13 protein-coding genes are annotated in these 18,549 nt (G+C 67.6%); 9 read left to right on the plus strand and 4 right to left on the minus strand.

Going from position 1 to position 18,549, the window contains the following annotated elements; all coding sequences use genetic code 11:
• The first annotated feature begins 11 nt into the window (after positions 1–11).
• Both STHE_RS02375 and STHE_RS02380 read left to right on the plus strand, forming a co-directional pair.
• Positions 12–1,169 (plus strand): M20 family metallopeptidase, encoded by a 1,158-nt coding sequence (locus STHE_RS02375; protein WP_012870968.1) that lies wholly within the window; start codon positions 12–14, stop codon positions 1,167–1,169.
• Positions 1,166–2,641, plus strand: a complete 1,476-nt coding sequence (locus tag STHE_RS02380) for an O-antigen ligase family protein (protein WP_012870969.1) — start codon at positions 1,166–1,168, stop codon at positions 2,639–2,641. Before STHE_RS02375 ends, STHE_RS02380 begins: the two co-directional genes overlap by 4 nt.
• 31 nt (positions 2,642–2,672) lie before the next feature.
• Here STHE_RS02380 and STHE_RS02385 read toward each other — a convergent pair whose 3' ends face one another.
• Positions 2,673–5,105 (minus strand): ATP-binding protein, encoded by a 2,433-nt coding sequence (locus STHE_RS02385; protein WP_012870970.1) that lies wholly within the window; start codon positions 5,103–5,105, stop codon positions 2,673–2,675.
• A gap of 239 nt (positions 5,106–5,344) precedes the next feature.
• Here STHE_RS02385 and STHE_RS02390 point away from each other — a divergent pair, with 239 nt between their 5' ends.
• The 4 genes from STHE_RS02390 to STHE_RS02405 all read left to right on the plus strand — a co-directional run bounded on the left by STHE_RS02390 (position 5,345) and on the right by STHE_RS02405 (position 9,675).
• Positions 5,345–7,747, plus strand: coding sequence for an MBG domain-containing protein (locus STHE_RS02390; RefSeq protein ID WP_012870971.1), 2,403 nt, complete (start codon positions 5,345–5,347; stop codon positions 7,745–7,747).
• A 124-nt stretch (positions 7,748–7,871) separates the two neighbouring features.
• Entirely contained in the window at positions 7,872–8,225 is a 354-nt protein-coding gene (locus STHE_RS02395; protein ID WP_012870972.1) for a phage holin family protein, read from the plus strand.
• A 12-nt stretch (positions 8,226–8,237) separates the two neighbouring features.
• Positions 8,238–9,140: a dihydrodipicolinate synthase family protein gene (locus tag STHE_RS02400; protein ID WP_012870973.1), complete on the plus strand. Its 903-nt coding sequence runs from the start codon at positions 8,238–8,240 to the stop codon at positions 9,138–9,140.
• Complete coding sequence (locus STHE_RS02405) at positions 9,127–9,675, plus strand: metallophosphoesterase (RefSeq protein WP_012870974.1); 549 nt, start codon at positions 9,127–9,129, stop codon at positions 9,673–9,675. The genes STHE_RS02400 and STHE_RS02405 overlap by 14 nt, the downstream gene beginning before the upstream one ends.
• Positions 9,676–9,838: 163 nt before the next feature.
• On the opposite strand, the gene cbiR is transcribed toward STHE_RS02405, so the two are convergent.
• From cbiR to STHE_RS02420, 3 genes are all read right to left on the minus strand, one after another.
• Positions 9,839–10,705 (minus strand): cobamide remodeling phosphodiesterase CbiR, encoded by an 867-nt coding sequence (cbiR, locus tag STHE_RS02410; RefSeq protein ID WP_012870976.1) that lies wholly within the window; start codon positions 10,703–10,705, stop codon positions 9,839–9,841.
• Positions 10,706–10,822: 117 nt separating this feature from the next.
• On the minus strand, positions 10,823–11,359 hold the full coding sequence (locus STHE_RS02415) for a hypothetical protein (RefSeq protein ID WP_012870977.1): 537 nt from the start codon (positions 11,357–11,359) through the stop codon (positions 10,823–10,825).
• 64 nt (positions 11,360–11,423) lie between these two features.
• Positions 11,424–12,818 carry a GH1 family beta-glucosidase gene (locus STHE_RS02420; RefSeq protein WP_012870978.1) on the minus strand — a complete coding sequence of 465 codons (1,395 nt, stop codon included), beginning with the start codon at positions 12,816–12,818 and terminating at the stop codon, positions 11,424–11,426.
• Between the two features lie 407 nt (positions 12,819–13,225).
• Here STHE_RS02420 and STHE_RS02425 point away from each other — a divergent pair, with 407 nt between their 5' ends.
• From STHE_RS02425 to STHE_RS02435, 3 genes are all read left to right on the plus strand, one after another.
• Complete coding sequence (locus tag STHE_RS02425) at positions 13,226–14,317, plus strand: pyridoxal-phosphate-dependent aminotransferase family protein (protein WP_012870979.1); 1,092 nt, start codon at positions 13,226–13,228, stop codon at positions 14,315–14,317.
• A gap of 150 nt (positions 14,318–14,467) precedes the next feature.
• Complete coding sequence (gene rpsA, locus STHE_RS02430) at positions 14,468–15,847, plus strand: 30S ribosomal protein S1 (protein WP_012870980.1); 1,380 nt, start codon at positions 14,468–14,470, stop codon at positions 15,845–15,847.
• Between the two features lie 203 nt (positions 15,848–16,050).
• Positions 16,051–18,504 (plus strand): ATP-dependent Clp protease ATP-binding subunit, encoded by a 2,454-nt coding sequence (locus STHE_RS02435; RefSeq protein WP_012870981.1) that lies wholly within the window; start codon positions 16,051–16,053, stop codon positions 18,502–18,504.
• Positions 18,505–18,549: the final 45 nt, after the last annotated feature.

The raw sequence follows: 18,549 nt of genomic DNA on the forward strand, positions 1-18,549 counted from the left end.
GGGAGGGGATCATGACGACGCTGGGGGAAATTCGAGAGCGGGCGGCGGCTTATCAGCAGGACTACATGCGCGACCTGGAGCGCATCGTCAACATCGACAGCGGCACCTTCGACAAGGAGGGTGTCGACCGGGCAGGGGGATTCCTGCGCGACCTCCTCGCCGGGATCGGCTGCGAGATCGCCGTCCATCCAAACAGCGACCTGGGCGACAACTTCACCGCGACCCTGCGCGGGTCGGGCTCCCGCCGGCTGATGCTGCTCGGCCACTTCGACACCGTCTACCCGGCGGGGACCGTCGCCGAGCGACCGTTCACTGTGCGTGACGGGCGCGGCTACGGTCCGGCGACGATGGACATGAAGGGCGGCCTGATCCTCGGCTACTACGCCCTGCGCATCCTGCGCGACCTCGGCTTTGACGACTTCGCTGAGATTACCTTCGTCGCCAACTCGGACGAGGAGATCGGCTCACCGACCTCGCGGGCGCTGATCGAGTCGGAAGCCCAGCGGATGGACGCGGTCTTCGTGCTCGAGCCGGGCCGAGCGAACGGCGGGGTGCTGGCAACCCGCAAGGGCGTCGGCATGTACGAGCTGGTCGTGCATGGGCGCGCGGCGCATGCCGGTGCCGCACCGCATGAGGGGCGGAGCGCGAACCTCGAACTCGCGCACAAGATCATCGCGCTCCATGAGCTGAACAACCCGGATACCGGTACAACAGTCTCCGCCAACGTGATGCGCGGCGGGTCCCGGCGCAACGTCATCTCGGACCACGCGTCGGTCGAGGTGGACGTCCGCGTGCCGACGCGGACCGAGGCGGAGCGCGTGCACGCGGCGATCACCGAGATTGCCGCGCGGCAGTGGGTTCCGGACACCGAGACGATCCTCACCGGCGGGCTCAACCGGCCGCCGATGGAGAAGGTCCCCGGAACGGACGCCCTACTCAACCTGGCTCGGGAGATCGTCGAAGGGCTGGGCTTCCAGTACCAGGAGTTGACGAGTGGCGGCGGCAGCGACGGGAACTTTACGGCGGCGATCGGCGTGCCGACGCTCGACTCGCTCGGGCCGGTGGGGCAGAACGCCCACAGCGTCGATGAGTGGGTGGATCTGACGACGGTGCCGGAGCGGCTGACGCTCGTCACCGCGCTCCTGATGCGTGCTCCGAAGCGGCCATGACGGCGACGCTCCCCCGGCGCGACCGACGCGCCTTCCTTCCAGCCTTCCCCCACGTGCGAGGGACGCTGCCGCGCCCGCTGGCGACATCGTTGGTGGTCGCCGCGGCGGTGCTCCTCGCGGCGGCCGTCGGCTGGTTTTCCGTAGTGCAGGGGCCGATCCCCGCGGCCGCGATCGTGGCCGGGCTGGTCGCGGCCGTGGTCGTACTGAGCGACCCGCGCGCCGGGATCTGGGCGGTGGTGGGGGTCATGACCCTGCTGCCCTTCGCGGTCATTCCGGTGCGGGTCGGCCTCACGCTCACGCTGTTCGAGGCGGCGGCGCTGGGGACGCTCGGGGTGTGGGCGCTGCGGGTCATGCTCCGGCGGGACGAGCGGATCGTCTCGAACACCCCGGCCGCGCTGATCGTGCTCCTCCTCGCCTTCACGCTGTTCGCCTTCCTGCTCGGGGTGCACAACGCCTACAGCTCGCAGACCTTCCACGACTACGGCAAGTTCGTGCTCGCGGTCCTGCTCGTCTTTGTCGTGTGGAACACGACGCGCACGCTGGACGATGCGCGCCGCCTCACCACGGTGCTGCTGCTGGGCACGGGCGCGGCGGCGGCGCTGGGCCTGGTGCTGTACGCAGGGGGGCCGGGACTGACGCTGCGGGTTCTCTCCCGCCTGATCCCCTACGGCTACCCGTCGACTCGCATCGTGCGCTTCGTTGAGGACGACCCGTCCAGGCCGATGCGCCTGATCTCGACCTCGGTCGACCCCAACTCCTTCGGTGGACTGCTGGCCGTCGTCTTCGTCCTCGCCTGCGCGGCGGCAATTGCACGGCAGCGGCTGCTGCCCCGCTGGTTGACCGGACCAGTCATCCTGCTGACGGGGATGGCGATGTTGCTGACCCAGTCGCGCGGGGCATGGGTGGGCGCGGCGGCGGGGCTGGCCGTCCTGACCCTGCTCCGCTACCGCTGGCTGATCGTGCCCGGCGGTGTGCTTGCGGCGGCGGTGCTCGGTCTCGGGCTCGGGAGCAGTTTCATCCACCGGCTTTACCTGGGCCTGACGCTCCAGGACCAGGCGACCAAGTTGCGACTGGCCGAATACCGCAACGCCATTGCGATCATCCGCGAGCACCCATTCTTCGGCGTCGGCTTTGGCGAGGCACCGTCGATCACGCTGCAGACGGGCGTGTCGAGCATCTACCTGACGATCGCCGAGCGGACCGGGCTGCTGGGGCTGGCGGTCTTCCTGTTCGCGGTCGGTGCCGTGGCGCTGGCGGGGTTCCGCTTCTGGCGGCACCAGCGGGATACGGCTGCCGGCGACCTCGCGCTCGGCTTGCTCGCCGCGCTGGCGACGGCGCTGACGGTCGGCGTCTTCGACCACTACTTCTTCAACATCACCTTCCCGCACATGGTCGCGCTCTTCTGGATGATCTGCGGGTTGATCCTGGCACTCGCGTACCCATCACGATTGCGCCGGTGGGCTGGAGCGTAGCCCGCAGGGACGCTGCGAGCCGGTCGGCGGCTCACTCGCCCAGGGGATGATCGATGATCTCTTCGAGGGGCTGTGCCGCACCTGCTGCCAGGACGGCCTTGAAGGTCGCCTCGCCGAGAGCCGCGCGGGCGCGGGTGGCTGCACGCGTCAGTTCTGCCCGATCGATCTGGAGCGGTGAGCGGCCGACCGCTGCCCGGAGTGCGCCGGCCGCACCGAGGAGCCGTGCGGCCTGCTCTGGGTCGCGGCCCCGCGCCAGTGTCACGGCCATCCCCTCCAGACAGTCCGCGATCCCCGGGCGCGAGCCGTTCTGATGGTAGATTTCCAGGCTCTCCTGGTAGGCGAACAACGCACGGTCGATGTCGCCCAGGCGGTCGGCCAGACGCCCGTGTTGCACGAGCGCCAGCGCGATGCCGCGCCGGTTGCGGTGGGCGCGCGCCAAGCTCAGGCTTTCCGCGAAACACGTCCTGGCCGCTTCGGTCGCCCCGAGTTCCAGGTGCGCGTACCCGAGCTGGCAGAGGACGATGTGCAGGTTCAACTGGTCGTCCTCGGCGCGGACGAGGTGACATGCCTCCTCGAAGGCGTCGCGGGCTGCCGCGTAGTCCGACTCGGCCAGGGCGACGTCACCCAGCCCGGCGTGCGCCATCGCGACGCCCCACGGGTCAGCGTTGGCCCGGCTGCGCTCCAGGCTCTCCTGGTAGTCCTGGCGAGCCGCGGCGAGGCGACCCTGACGCACGGCGATGTGGCCGAGTTGGGTGAGCGTCCCGGCGACGAGGTGCGGATTCCCCAGTGACCGCGCCAGTGGCAGGCACTGGGTGAGCAGCCCTTCGGCAGCATCCAGCTCGCCCAGGCGCATGGAGACGGTGGCGGCCCCGATGAGCGCGTCGCAGTACGCGCGCACGCCCTCTGGGGTGTCGAACGGCGGAGGCCCGGCGGCCAGGACTGCATCGAACCAGCGGCGCCCCTCCCGAGCGAGCCCTCGCGCCACCCAGAAGCGCCACAGTGCCCCGCTGAGCCGCAGGCCGACCTCCAACTCTCCCCGCTCGATCGCCCACCGCAGCGCCGCGCGGAGGTTGTCGTGCTCCAGCCGCGTCAGCCAGGTTGTCTGGCCGGCCCCGGTCAGCGCGGGTGCCGCCGCCTCGGCCACGCCCAGGAAATAGTGGGCGTGGCGCTCCCGGACCTCGTCCATGGCGCCGCTCTCTCGGAGTCGCGCCAGCGCATACGCGCGCACTGTCTCAAGCAGATAGAAGCGGAGAGAGCCGTCTGGCACATCCGAGCGCTCCACGAGGCTGCTCAGGTGGAGGGCTTCCAGCCCCATCAACGTCTCCGTGGGCGCTCCGTCCTCCAAGCAGACAGCCTGGACCGCCTCCGGCGTGAAGCCGCCCGCGAAGACGCCGAGCGCCGCCAGCAACGCGCGCTCCTCCGGGGTGAGGAGCGCGTAGCTCCAGTCGAATGCCTGCCGCAGCGTTTGCTGCCGTGCCGGCAGATCGCGCGGCGCGGTCCCCAGGGTGGCGTGCCGCTCGGAGAGCCGCGCCAGCAGTGCCTCCGGCGGGAAGAGACGGATGCGTGCTGCTGCCAGCTCGATCGCTAGCGGCAGACCGTCGAGCCGGTGGCAGATGGCGGCGACCGTCTCCCGGTTGGCCGGGGTCAGGGTGAAATCCGGCCGTACCGCGCGGGCCGCCTGGAGGAAGAGCTGTACCGCCTCGCTCTCTTCGGGGCGGTTGGGGTTCGATGGGAGCGGCAGCGGAGGGACGCGGAACTCCTGTTCACCGTAGAGGCGCAGCGGGATGCGGCTGGTGGCCAGCACCCGCAGGCCTGGTGCGGTGGCCAGCAAGGAGCTGACGATTGTCGAAGCCTCGATCACGTGCTCGAAATTGTCGACGATCAGGAGGAGGTTGCGATCCCCGATGGCTCGCGCGATCCGCTCCTCGGGCGAGGCGCCGACGGCCTGCTGCGCATCCAGTGCCCGCTCAATGGTGCCGGGGACAATGCGCGGGTCGTCGAGCGGGGAGAGGTCGACGAAGATCCTCCCGCCGGGGAAAGCGTCCTTGCTCTCGGCGGCGACCTGCAGCGCGAGGCGAGTCTTGCCGGTGCCGCCCACGCCGGTGAGCGTCACCAGGCGGCTCGTGGTCAGGAGTTGACGAATCTGGGCCACCTCGCGGCGGCGGCCCACTAGCGGCCTCACCGGGGCGGGCAGGTTGTCGTGTGCCGGCGGATCAGCCGTGGCACGGCGCCGGTGCGGGACGGCAGCGATGAAGGCGTGTCGTTCCTCCTCGGAGAGCGCCAGGGCGTCCGCGAGAGCGCGCACGGTGTGGGGATAGGGATACCGGCGTTCACCCCGCTCAAGGGCGGCGATGCCATTGGCGGACAACCCGGCGCGCTCGGCCAGCTCCTCGCGCGTCAAGCTTGCCGCTTCTCGGTAGTGCCGCAGCAGGTCGCCGAACGGCGGCCGGTCGTCGGTGCGCATCCCGTCAGCCGCCTTCTCTACCACGGAAGTGTGAGCCTAGTGTGGGCCCCACGTGGGACAGGTGAGTATAGGCGCTGCCCGCTACGCACGTCAAACTCTCCAAGGATCGGGATCGCCTCCCCAGTGCCATCTGCGTGCGTTGTCCACGCCGTGAGAGCCGTGGGGCAGGGTGATCCTCGCGGGATGAGTCGTGGCACAGGCGACCACGGGCTGCGCGCCGAGGAAGAGGAGGGGAAGACATGAGGCGTGTGCGACCGGCGATGCTGATTCGGTGGATGCTTGCGCTCCTCGTCGCAGGCGCTGCCTTCCCCTGGCTGACTGCTGGAGGCAGCACCGTGGCGGCGGAGCCGCAGCCGATCATCATCGACGATTTCTCAACGCCCCAGGCCGAGATCGCGAACTTTCAACCGGGTACGCGGGCCGCATCGGCCGTCACGGACGAGGGAATCCTGGGCGGGGTGCGCGTCATCAGCGCGGAGCATACGGGCACGACGACGGTGAACTCGTTCTTCTGGGTCGGTGTCAAAGACGGTTACTACTACAGTTCGCGCCAGACAAACGGCCAAGGCAACGGTGCGATCTGGTGGCACGGGAACACGAACACCAACACGCTCGATCCAACCGGGCTCGGCGGTGTCGATCTGACCGGCGGGGGCTACTGGGACGGGTTCGCGCTCGTTGCTGGACGCAACGTTCTGCTCTATGAGGTCGTGGTAACCGTCTACACTGACGGAACCCACTACTCGACCGCGTCGTTCATGCCTCCCTTCATACCGTCCTCGAGCGAACCGCAGGAAACGGTTCGACTCCCCTTCGCCGGGTTCACAGCCGCAGGCGCGGACGGCGGTGCGGACTTCAGCAACGTCGGGGCGATCACCATCACATTCTTCGCGACTGTCGGTTATGGTCCAGCTATCTCGTTGTTCAAGACCGAGCGCATGAACGTTCCGCCGAATGTTAACGCGGGTGGGCCGTACAGCGGGTCCGTGCTTCAGCCGGTCTCGATCGCCGGCCAGGTGGACGATCGCGATGACGACACGATCACAACTACCTGGGACTGGGAGGCGGTCGGTGGCACGAGCGGCACGTGTATCGTTGCGAACGCCAGCGCGCTCACGACGACCGTAACCTGCACTGGAGTCGGGACGTACCGTCTCACGCTGACCGCCTCCGACGGTGTCAACTCACCCGTGACCGCGGAGGCATCGCTCACGATCAATCAGGAATCGCCCACGATTACCTGGAACCCGCCGACGTCGATCACGTACGGTCCGCTCGGCGCGACGGAACTCGGCGCCACGGCATCCGTCGCTGGAAGCTTCAGCTACCACTACGACGGGGTAACGGTCGACGGGCGCACGGTCAGCGGGCCGGCAGGGATCGGCACAGTGCTGGATGTGGGTACGTACACGCTGACGGCGACATTCACGCCGGATGACACGACAAATTACTCCTCGGTCGAGCAGTCGCGGCCCCTCCAGGTCACCCCGGCGACAATATCCGTGCACGTGAACAATGCGAGCCGCGAGTACTACCACCCCAACCCGACGTTTTCGGGGACGCTGACCGGCGTCGTTCCCGGCGATGCCATCACGGCTGAGTACACCACCACCGCCACATTGGCGAGCCCAATCGGCCAATATCCGATCACCCCGACGCTGTCAGATCCGGATGACCGGCTCATCAACTACAACGTAACGGTAAGCAACGGAAGGCTCATCATCACCGCTGCTCAGACCTCGATCACGGTGGAAGATAGCGTCATGACGTCGACCGCGACCAGCGTCGAGCTGCGCGCGACCGTTACTTCCGATGTACCGGTGCTGGCTGGTCAGGTGACGTTCAGCCTGACCGACGGTGCCGGGAACGAGATCGGCACGCCGTCCACGGTGCAGCTTTCCGGAGGGCAGGCCGTCATCACCTTCGCTACGGGTGGGCCGCTGTCGACCGGCACGTACACGATTCACGGTATCTACGATGACCCGGCCCGCAATTACGCCGGTAGCGAGGGACAGGCTACGCTGACGGTCAACGCGGCCGGCCCGGCGACGGTAACTCTCATGCCCGGCAACACCGTCGCGACCGTCGGGGATCGAATTACCGAGACGGTTGAGGTGTTGGACGCCGGTGGCCGTCCCGTTGCCGATGGGTCGGTCGTGACCCTCAAAGTGAGCGGCGTGAACACGACGACCCTGACCGCCACCACCGTCAACGGCCGGGCCACGTTCGAGCTGGAGGCCGTCTTCCCCGGCGTGGACACCGTTACCGCGGAGGCGGGTGGGGTAACCGCGAGTGCCACCGTGACCTGGCGGGAGCCGCCATCGGCGGGTGCCGCGCTCATCCTCGTCATCAACCCGCCGCGGCCCTTCGCGCTGGTGACGGCCATCAGCCTCTGGGGCCACCCCAGCGGGACCGTTCACTACCAGGCCCCGGATCTGAAGCTGCAGAGCAGCAAGATTACGAGCGTGGTGGCGACGAAGGGCTCCGCGATGATCTTCGGCACCGCGACCATCGCCGGCCAGCCGGTCGTCTTCCGGGTGGATGTGACCGGTGGGTTGCGCGACGGCACCGTCCGCTTGCGCGTCAGTAACGGTTTCGACTCCGGCGTCGTCCGGGTCAAGATCACGCTGCAGCTTTCCTGAGCCGGTAACCTCCCCGCTGCGTCCCGGGTGCCAGGTGCGCCCGGGGCGCGCTTTCTCCTCACCGTACCTCGCGTTGACGCGGCTTCGCGGCGTGTGCTAACGTGCCGCTCCGGAGGGAACCGGCGTGACACGACTGATTGCGCACCTGATCGCGAACGGCCTGGCGGTAGTGCTGCTGGCCCGGTTGATCCCGGAGCATGTCGGCTACACCGACACCGCGGCCGTGGTGATCTTCGCCATCGTCTTGGCGCTGCTGAATGCAGTGCTGCGCCCCATCCTGCAACTGGTGGCGCTACCGATTACCTGCCTGACCCTGGGGATCTTCGCGCTGGTGGTCAACGCGGTTGTCTTCTACCTGGCCGGCGCGCTCATTGCGGGGATCCAGATCACCTTCATCGGCGCGCTGGTCGGCAGCGTCACCGAGAGTGTCCTGAGCGGTATCCTGTGGCGGCTGTTCGCAACCGACGGCAAGTGGTGAGGAGCGGCAGGCATGGCTCGACCGTACCCGGTGGGTGTCTTCGCACCCGTGGCCACGACGTTTACCTCTGATGGGTCTCTGGACCTGGAACGGTTCCGTGCCAACATGGAGTGGTACGCGACGTCGTCCCTCGACGGCATCGTGATCATGGGCTCCAACGGCGAGTACGTGAGCCTGTCGCCGGATGAGAAGCTGGCCCTGATCGAGGCGGGGGTCAAGGCGGTCGACGGACGTAAGCCGATCGTCGCCGGGACCGGAGTCGAGTCCACCCGGGGCACAATCGAATTGACGAAGGCTGCGGCGGAGCTCGGCGCGAACTACGCGCTGGTCGTGACGCCGCACTATTACAAGCCACGCTACGACAAGGCCGCCTACGTGCGGCACTTCCACGCGGTCGCTGATGCGTCGCCCATCCCGGTCATCGTCTACGTCATGGCGGCCTATACCGGGGTCGACCTGCCGGTGGACACCGTGGTCGAGATCGCCCAGCATCCGAACATCGTGGGGATCAAGGACAGCGGCGGGAACGCGCCGAAGGTCGCCGAGATGGTGGCGCGTACCCCGGAGGACTTCGGCGTGCTGGCCGGGTCGGCCAACTTCCTCTACCCCGCGCTCTGCCTGGGGGCGACGGGCGGTATCCTGGCGCTGGCCAACGTGGCGCCCGACGCGTGTCAGGAGATCGTCCAGGCGTTCCGCGCCGGGGACCACGAACGGGCGCGGGCGACCCAGTTCCGCCTGCTGGCACCGAACGCGGCGGTGACCACGCGCTTCGGGATCGCGGGCCTGAAGGCGGCGATGGACATGATCGGCCTGCACGGGGGCGATCCACGGCCGCCGCTCCTGCCCCTGAACGACGCGGAGCGGGCGGAGGTCCGGCGTATCATGGAGGAAGCCGGCATCCTTGCCCGCGCCTGAGCAGCTTTCGGAGATCGAGACGTTCCCGGCACCGATCACGGTCGGGGTGGTGGCGGACACGCATCTCTCGGCGCGGGCCGCGGCCCGCGCCGGGCTCCCCGCACCGCTGTTGGCCGGGCTGCGCGGGGTCGATCTCATCCTCCACGCCGGGGATGTAACGAGCCCGGAGGCGCTGGCGCTCTTCGAGGCGCTCGCCCCGGTGCGGGCGGTGCAGGGGAACAACGAGGACCCGGCACTCCGCATGCGGCTGCCGCGCATCCGCTACTTCCGCTTCGGCAACTTCACCGCCGGGCTGATGCACGGGCACGATGTCGAGCGGATGACCGCCCGCCAGGCGGCGGAGCACACGCTGGGCGGCCGGGTCGATGTCGCGATCTTCGGTCACAGCCACCGGCCGGTCTGCGAGTGGAGCGACGGCACGCTCTTCTTCAACCCCGGCTCTCCAACCCAGAAGCGCTGGGAACCGCGCTACTCCTACGGGATCATCCGCTTCACGGACACCATCCAGCCGGAGCTGCGGTTCTTCGATCCGTGATGCGTGATGCGTGATGCGTCATGCGTCATACGTCATGCGTGTTGCGTGTTCCGTCTTGCGTAGGGCGTACTGCGTACTGAGTACTGCGTCATGCTCCCCTCTCCCCTGGTGGGCTCCGTCGGAGAGGAGCCGGGGGTAAGGGGAACGCATGACGTCCTCCCCTTCACTGCCCCAGAGCCTCTTCGATCGTCGCGACGGATTGGACGAGGTCGGCGCGGGAGAGGTTCTCCAGGATCACCGGGCCGGTGAAGCCGCGGGTGGTGAGGTGGTTCAGCAGGCGCGGGACGTCGACAAGCTCGCCAGGGCCGCCGAGGGCGCGGTGGTCGATTCGGCGACGCAGGTTGACGCCGAGGACCTGCTCGCGGACGCCGTGGAGGTGGAGCTGGCGGATGCGGGGAAGCCAGGCGTCGAGGAATGCGATGGGGTCCTCGCCGCGCACCAACAGGTGGGACACGTCGCAGCAGATGCCGAGGTCATACCGCTCCACCAGAGGCGTCTGCCAGGCGAAGGGGAACCCGTCCATCGTCTCGACAGCGAGCGGCGCATCGGGCACAGCGTGTGTCAGGTCGGCGAAGGACCGGTCGATCGCTGCCAGCGTCAGCCGGAGGAACAGGCTCTGCTCCGGGTCCGAGACGCCGGGGGAGAACTCGTTGCCGAACGGGCCGGTGGCGTGGAGCACGAAGCTGGTGATGTCGAGCGGGGCGCAGGCCTGGATCGCACGCACGATGGCCTCGACGCTCGCGCGGCGGGTCAGCTCGTTCCCTGCACTGATGTCGACCCAGACGTAGGGGAGGTGCGCCGTCAGCGTCAGCCCGAGCCGCTGCTGGAGTCGACCGATGTCGGCCAGGAGTCCCTCGTCGACCACGTCGGGGAAGAGGAAGAGCCCGTCGAGGTACAGCTCGATCGCGTCGAGGCCGAAGTCCATTGCCAGCTCCTCGACGGTTTCGAGCACGCGCTGCCGGGGATCGGTCGGTTGGCGGGCGAACTCTTCGGCCAGGATCGACTGGATGCTGGCGCCGATAACGACCACGGGGCCGCTCCTCTCACTCCTGCCACGGAACTCCCTGCGACCGGGTTCACCCGGCCTATCCGCACCGCGCGGGCCATTCTACGCTGTGACCAACGCCGGCGAGATGGCCGATCGTCCCTAGTGAAAGATCACCTTGATTCCGAGTACCAAGCCGCCGATGGCGACGAGGAAGAGGGCGCTGGCGAGTTGGCGCAGCCAGTGCCCGTGGAGGAGTTGCCCCACGCGCCAGCCGAAGCCGAACAGGAGCGCGAAGGCGACGACCTGGGCCAAGGAGATCGCCAGCCCGACCGACAACAAGCCGAGGGCCGACAGGAGAAGGATCACTGTCGGCCCCTGGGCCCCGACGAGCACCGGGGTGACGTTGCGGCCGATCGCGCGCAGGTCGTTCCAGGTGAGCCAGTGCCGCTCGGCGAGCATTTCGGCGATTGACTCGGAGTAGGCATCCACCAGAGCGACGGCGACGGTGGTGCCGAACAGGACGACCGTGGCGTGCCACGCCGACGGGGTCTCTATCTCCAGAACCTGCAGCACGGCCAGCACGGTGATGAGGCCGTAGATAGCCCGCGATACGGGGGCGTGGCTCACGCCGGATGCCGACGCCGGCGCTTCGGCTGGCTCGGGTTGGGGGCTCATCGTCTCCTCGTCGGTGCTCATTGGTTGTTCGTTCGCCTCCAGCCACTGATCGCCTGCTGCCTGACGGTCAGTTCGAACCCCGTGCTCACGCCACCGCGTTGTGCATGCTGACTTCACGGAAGAACGACGCGCTCATCTTGGGGATCCGCTGCTGGGTGTCGAAGTCCACGTACACAATCCCGAAGCGGTCGCCGTAGCCGTTCATCCACTCGAAGTTGTCCATCATGCTCCACAGGAAGTAGCCCTTGACGGGCACGCCCTCGGCAGTGGCCCGCTGGAGCTGTGTGAGGCTATTGCGGAGGAACATGATCCGATCGGTGTCGTACACGTTCCCGTCCGCTGCCAGTTCATCGGCAGCCGCGCAGCCGTTCTCGGTGATGTAGATCGCCGGTGCGCCCCAGAGCGACTGAACCATCTTCGGCCCCCAGTAGAGCGCCTCCGGACCCAGCATGTGCCAGTCGGAGAACATTTTTGGGTGGGATGCGCTGTAGGGTATCGCCCGGTACCCGGGCGTCGTGTCGGAGGCCAGCACGTAGATGTTGGGCTTGTAGACGTTGATGCCGACGAAGTCAACCGGCTCGGAGATCGTCGCGAGGTCCTCCGGCGTGAACCTTGGCGCGTCCTTGCCGGCTTTCTCCAGGTACGCGTCCGTGTATCGCCCTTCGAGTATGACGGTGAGGAAGGGCGCGTTCAGTTCCCGTGTTGCCACCTCCGCGGCCTTGATGTGCTCGTCGCTCTCGATCAAGGGCACCGCGATGCTGATCACCTCCGCGGGGCCGCATTGGGTGCCCGGCTTTCCCATCGCGTGGATCGCATGGACCGCCAGCCCGTGACCGAGCACCGCATGGTGCCGCACCTGATTGAGTTCCCCGGGTGGGAGCCGCAGGCCGGGTGCGGCCTCGAGGTGCAACTCGCCGCCGGCCACGTGCGTGTCGACGCCGCGGTGTCCTCCATCGGCAAAGCTCTGGATCTCGTTGGTGGTGAAGAAGTGCCGGACCTGATCGCTGAGTTGCTCGGCCACGTAGCCGGCGTAGTGCGCGAAGGCCACGGGCGTATCGCGGTTCTGCCAGCCGCCCTTGTCCTGCAGCGCCTGCGGCAGATCCCAGTGGTAGAGCGTGGGGAACGGCTCGATGCCAGCGGCGAGCAGCTCGCCCACCAGCCGGTTGTAGAAGTCGAGGCCCTTCGGGTTGGGCGTGCCGGTGCCCTCCGGGAAGATCCGCGGCCAGCAGATGGAGAACCGGTAGGCGTTCGCTCCCATCTCCTTCATCAGGGCCACGTCTTCCTTGTACCGGTGGTAATGGTCGTTGGCGATGTCACCGGTGGACCCGTCGCGGATCTTGCCGGGCGTATGCGCGTAGGTGTCCCAGATCGACTGACCTTTGCCGTCCTCGTCCCAGGCACCCTCGATCTGGTACGCCGACGTCGCGACACCCCACTTGAAGCCCTCGGGGAACTCGCGGCGATGTATCTGGTCGGCCATGGGTATTACCTCCGTTGTCGCGATGCGCGCGCTTCAGTTCAAGACGGCATCCGCGCCGGTGATCCGCATTTCTCCGAGGGGCCTCGCGTGCTGCGGGTCATCCGCGCTGGGATCCGTCGGGGCTCGTCGCAGCGGGGTTCATCGCGCGGACGTCGCGCACGCGGTCAGGCCAGGGCGATCGGGGAGCCGATCACCGACAGGATCGCGGTGTGCGGTATGGAGGATGCCGGACTCCTCCCGTTGGTGCGCCTGTTTCGTGCGAGGGCATGTTCCGCTGCAAGATCCGGGCCTTTGCAGGGAAATCGCACCTCCGGGTCGGGAGCGCGACCCGCCGGATCTGCGCGAATCCGCTACCATTTGGGGGCCGGCTCCGACGTGTGAGCTGGTCGTGGATGAGGAGGGAGCGGGTGGACGCGACGAATCTGCGGATCCCGGGGCCGACACCGCTGCCACCGGCCGTGCTCCGCGCGATGCAGCGGGCGATGATCCCTCATAGGGGTTCGGAGTTCCGGGCCTTCTTCCGGGGCCTGCTGGAGCAGGTGCGCCAGGTTCACCGGACCGAGGGCGACGTCATCATCCTGCCGGGCAGCGGCTCGGCCGGGTGGGAGGCGGCGATCGTCAACACGCTCTCGCCGGGCGATACGGTTCTGGCCGTCGTCACCGGCGACTTCGGTGTGCGCTTTGCGCGCGTCGCCGAGCGGTTCGGGCTGAGGGTGGAGCGAGTCGAGGTTCCGTGGGGGCGGGCAGCGACGGCGGATGTGGTGAGGGCCGCGCTGGAACGACACCCCGAGACGCGTGCGGTGCTCTATACCTACAACGAGACCTCGACCGGGGTTGCGAACCCGCTGGCGGAGGTCGGGCCGGTGGTGCGAGCGCACGGTGCGCTGCTGCTGGTGGACGGGGTCAGCGCGGTGGCGGGCCTGCCGCTGGAGATGGATGGCTGGGGAGTCGACCTGGTCCTGAGCGGCTCGCAGAAGGCATGGATGTGTCCCCCGGGACTGGTCATCATTGCGGCGGGTCCCCGCGTATGGGAGAGCTACGAGCGGGCGTCGTTCCCACGCTTCTTTTGGGATCTTGGGGACGCGCGGCGAGCGGCGGCGGAGGGGAACACCCCGACGACTGCCCCGCTGACGCTGCTGTACGCGCTCAAAGCGGCCTGTGACCTGATCGAAGCCGAAGGGCTGGAAGCGGTCTATGCGCGCCACCGACGCATTGGGGATCTGACGCGGCGCCGCGTGCAGGAGATCGGGTACCGGCTGTTCGCCGACCCGGCCTACGCGTCTGACACGGTGACCGCGGCGGTACCGCCGGAGGGCGTTGCGGTGCGGGACGTGGTCGCGCGCATGCGGCAGGAGCATGGGATCACGATCGCGGACGGGCAGGGGCCGATCAAAGACCGGATCATCCGCATCGGGCACATGGGCTGGGTCCATGAGCCGGAGATCGAGCGAACGCTGGCCGCACTCGACGCGGTTACCAACTCGCTCGCGGCGAAATGACGCGCTCGGATCTGTGACAGGCAGGCGGTCGTCTCCTTGCGCCGGGTATGGCCGCATACTATAATGATGCGTAGCGTCGTGCCGGACCAAATCAGGTGGAGAACCGAACCCTCTGGTTGGGCTGGCAAATCTGCGACACAAGGAAGGTGTATGGATCGGATCGAGGAAGGCATGAGCGCGGAGCCGGCGACCGCGCCCGCGGTAGTTGCGGATGCGGAGGCCGGCGAGTCGGTGTCGCTCATGGAGCAGTTGCTTAGCGACCCCAGTCACGATTACCGTGTGCTGAACTACGGTGACGTGATCGAGGGACAGATCATGCATGTCGACCGGGACGAGTTGCTGGTCGACATCGGCTCCAAGTCGGAGGGCATCATCCCGGCTCGGGAGTTCTCGACCCTGACCGACGAGGAGCGGGCCGCCCTGTCCGTGGGGGACCATGTCCTTGTGTTCGTGGTGCAGGCGGAGAACCAAGAGGGCCAGGCGGTTCTCTCCATCGACCGGGCGCGCCAGGAGAAGAGCTGGCGGCGCCTGCAGGAGATCTACGAAGCTGGCGAGATCATCGAAGCCGAGGTCACGAACTACAACAAGGGTGGTTTGCTGGTCAACCTGGACGGCGTACGCGGCTTCGTTCCGGCATCCCAGGTGACCGAGATCCGCGGCGGCGATGACAGCAGCAAGCAGGCCGACATGGCGCGGCTGATCGGCTCGAAGCTGTCGCTCAAGATCATCGAGATCAATCGCCACCGCAACCGGCTGATTCTGTCGGAGCGGCAGGCGATCCAGGAGCGGCGCGACGTCATGAAGGAGCGCCTCATCGAGGAGCTCACCGAGGGCGAGACGCGCCGCGGCCGGGTGACGAGCATCACGGACTTCGGGGCCTTCGTCGACATCGGCGGGGCCGACGGGCTCGTCCACCTGTCCGAGCTCTCCTGGAGCCGGGTGAAGCACCCGAGCGAGGTACTGAAGGTCGGCGAGGAAGTCGACGTCTACGTGCTCGGCATCAACGCCGAGGAGAAGAAGATTGCGCTGAGCATCAAGCGCACGCAGCCGGAGCCGTGGAGCCGGGTGGCCATGAAGTACGAAGTCGGCCAGCTTGTGCTCGGCACGGTGACGCAGCTCGCGAACTTCGGTGCCTTCGCGAGGATCGAAGACGGGATCGAGGGCCTGATCCACGTGTCCGAGCTATCGGAGCAGAGGATCGGGCACCCGAGGCAGGTTGTCTCGGAGGGTCAGGACCTGATCTTGCGTATCATTCGCATCGATCCCGCCCGGCGGCGAATGGGGCTAAGCCTACGCCGGGCCCTAGAAGCAACCGACGACGAGGTCGCGGCCTCGCTGGGGCCGGAAGCCGTGGAGTTGAAGCACGAGCTGATGGCTCGCGAGATTGAAATCGAGGCCGAGGCCGACGAGTCAGAATCCGAGCCCGAGGGCGAACAAGCAACAGAGCCAGCCGACGCGGTCGCAATGAGCGCAGAGAGCACGGAGGAAACCCCGCGGGCCGAGGATGGCGAGGAGGAGTCGGGTTCATAGCCCGATCCCCTGCCAGCACTGCACATCACGAATCGAACCGGTACGTATCGAAATAGGAGCGGTGCGTGCCGGTGACCGGGAAGCCCCCAGGCACGCTATATGCGTTCGGGGGCTCCCTGTTTCCTTAGGTTCAATCGCTGACCGTCCCGGCAAGTTAGACCTTAGTGCTGGGTCGCACAGGCCGAAGGCCGTGGGAGAGTACGATGCCTGACAAGTTCGACAAGTTCACCGAGCGAGCGCGCAAGGTGCTGACGTTGGCGCAGGAGGAGGCGCATCGCTTCAATCACAACTACATTGGCACCGAGCATCTGCTCCTCGGTCTGGTGCGTGAAGGCGACGGTGTGGCGGCCCGCGTGCTGAGCAACATGGGCGTGCAGTTGCCCAAGGTGCGCAGCGCGGTCGAGTTCATCATCGGGCGGGGCGACTCGATGATCGTGGGCGAGATCGGCTTGACGCCGCGCGCCAAGAAGGTCATCGAGTTGGCTGTCGATGAAGCCCGCCGGCTCAACCATCACTACATCGGCACCGAGCACCTGCTGCTCGGCCTCGTCCGCGAGCGCGAGGGCATCGCCGCGGGCGTCCTGGAGAGCCTGGGCGTCAACCTGGAGAAGGTGCGCCAGCAGGTCCTGCAGGTCGTCAGCCAGAGCAGCGGTTATCAGCAGAAGGCACAGGCGACGAAGACACCATACATGGACGCGCTCGGCTTCGATCTGACCGAGGCCGCGCGTCAGGGGAAGCTGGACCCGGTGATCGGCCGCCAGGCTGAGATCGAGCGGGTCATGCAGATTCTTTCCCGGCGGACCAAGAACAACCCCGCTCTGATCGGCGAGCCGGGCGTCGGTAAGACGGCCATCGTCGAGGGGTTGGCCCAGCGAATCGTCTCGGGCGATGTGCCCGAGCCGCTGCAGAACAAGCGCCTGGTGGCGCTGGACATCGGCGCGCTGGTCGCCGGGACGAAGTACCGTGGTGAGTTCGAGGAGCGCCTGAAGAAGATCGTGTCCGAGGTCAAGGAGACCGGTGCGATCCTCTTCATCGACGAGCTACACACGCTCGTGGGCGCCGGGGCCGCCGAGGGGGCGGTGGACGCCGCCAACATCCTGAAGCCGGCCCTGTCGCGCGGCGAGTTGCAGACGATCGGCGCGACGACGCTCGACGAGTACCGCAAGTACATCGAGCGGGACGCCGCGCTCGAGCGCCGGTTCCAGCCGGTGCAGGTCGAGGAGCCGACCGTCGAGGAGACGATCGAGATCCTGCGCGGCATCCGCGAGCGGTACGAAGAGCACCACAAGCTCAAGATCACTGACGAGGCGCTGCGCTCGGCCGCGGTGCTGGCCTCGCGCTACGTCCCCGACCGCTTCCTGCCGGACAAGGCGATCGACCTGGTCGATGAAGCCGCGTCCCGGGTGCGGATGTACCGCTCGGCATCGCCGCCGAGCCTGAAGGAGGCGAAGCGCGGGCTGGAGTCGCTCCGGCGGGAGCTGGACGCGGCCGTGAGCGGCCAGGAGTTCGAGTTGGCGGCCGACCTGCGCGACCGGGAGCGGAAGCTGCAGGGCCGGATCGCCGACCTCGAAATGCACTGGAAGGAAGAGCAGGAGAACGACGAGCCGCAGGTGACCGAGGAGGACATCGCCCAGGTCGTCTCGATGTGGACCGGCATCCCGCTGATGCGGCTGGCCACCGAGGAGACCGAGCGGCTGCTCCACATGGAGGAGGCGCTGCACGAGCGTATCGTCGGCCAGGAAGAGGCGATCTCGACCATGGCCAAGGCGGTGCGGCGGGCGCGAGCGGGCCTGAAGGACCCGCGGCGACCGATCGGGAGCTTCATCTTCCTCGGCCCGACGGGCGTCGGGAAGACGCTGCTCGCCCGGGCGCTGGCGGAGTTCATGTTCGGCAGCGAGGACGCGCTGATCAAGATCGACATGAGCGAGTTCATGGAGCGGCACAACGTGTCGCGTCTGGTCGGCGCGCCGCCGGGCTACATCGGCTACGAAGAGGGCGGGCAGTTGACCGAGGCGGTCCGCCGCAAGAGCTACTCGGTGATCCTGCTCGACGAGATCGAGAAGGCGCACCCCGAGGCGTTCAACATGCTCCTCCAGATCCTGGAGGACGGTAACCTGACCGACGCCAAGGGACGGCGGGTCGACTTCCGCAACACGATCATCATCATGACGTCGAACATCGGCGCCGAGATGATCCAGCGGGAAGGCACGCTCGGCTTTGCGGTGGCGTCGAACCCGGAGGAGCGCTTCCAGCAGGAATATCAGGCCATGAAGGACAAGGTGCTTGGGCAGCTCAAGCAGACCTTCCGGCCGGAGTTCCTGAACCGGATCGACGGGGTGATCGTGTTCCACCCGCTGACGCCGGAGCAGATCCATCAGATCGTGGAGCTGGAGCTGAAGCGCCTGCGCACGCAGCTTCAGGAGAAGGACATCAAGCTGGAGGTCACCGAGGCGGCGATGCGGCTGCTGGGCGAGCGTGGCTACGACCGGCAGTTCGGCGCACGCCCGCTGCGGCGGATCATCCAGAACCTGATCGAGGATCCGCTGGCCGAGGGCCTGCTCGAAAACCGCTTCCCGGAGGGCAGCACCGTCGTGGTGGACGTCCGCGACGACCTGCTCGTCCTGGAGCGGGCGGACGAGTTGGTCTCGGTCTCCTAGCGGTAGTTCCGACGACGGAGAGCGACGAGAGCCACCGGGGAGTTC

This window comes from Sphaerobacter thermophilus DSM 20745 (assembly GCF_000024985.1).
GTDB classification, from domain to species: Bacteria; Chloroflexota; Chloroflexia; order Thermomicrobiales; family Thermomicrobiaceae; genus Sphaerobacter; species Sphaerobacter thermophilus.

Bases quoted from the DNA above. Each gene is read 5' to 3' on its own strand.
- STHE_RS02380 (WP_012870969.1), top strand. From the start codon at position 1,166: ATGACGGCGACGCTCCCCCGGCGCGACCGACGCGCCTTCCTTCCAGCC.
- STHE_RS02420 (WP_012870978.1), bottom strand. From the start codon at position 12,818: ATGGCCGACCAGATACATCGCCGCGAGTTCCCCGAGGGCTTCAAGTGG.
- STHE_RS02400 (WP_012870973.1), top strand. From the start codon at position 8,238: ATGGCTCGACCGTACCCGGTGGGTGTCTTCGCACCCGTGGCCACGACG.
- STHE_RS02435 (WP_012870981.1), top strand. From the start codon at position 16,051: ATGCCTGACAAGTTCGACAAGTTCACCGAGCGAGCGCGCAAGGTGCTG.
- STHE_RS02385 (WP_012870970.1), bottom strand. From the start codon at position 5,105: ATGCGCACCGACGACCGGCCGCCGTTCGGCGACCTGCTGCGGCACTAC.
- STHE_RS02415 (WP_012870977.1), bottom strand. From the start codon at position 11,359: ATGAGCACCGACGAGGAGACGATGAGCCCCCAACCCGAGCCAGCCGAA.
- STHE_RS02390 (WP_012870971.1), top strand. From the start codon at position 5,345: ATGAGGCGTGTGCGACCGGCGATGCTGATTCGGTGGATGCTTGCGCTC.
- rpsA (WP_012870980.1), top strand. From the start codon at position 14,468: ATGGATCGGATCGAGGAAGGCATGAGCGCGGAGCCGGCGACCGCGCCC.
- STHE_RS02375 (WP_012870968.1), top strand. From the start codon at position 12: ATGACGACGCTGGGGGAAATTCGAGAGCGGGCGGCGGCTTATCAGCAG.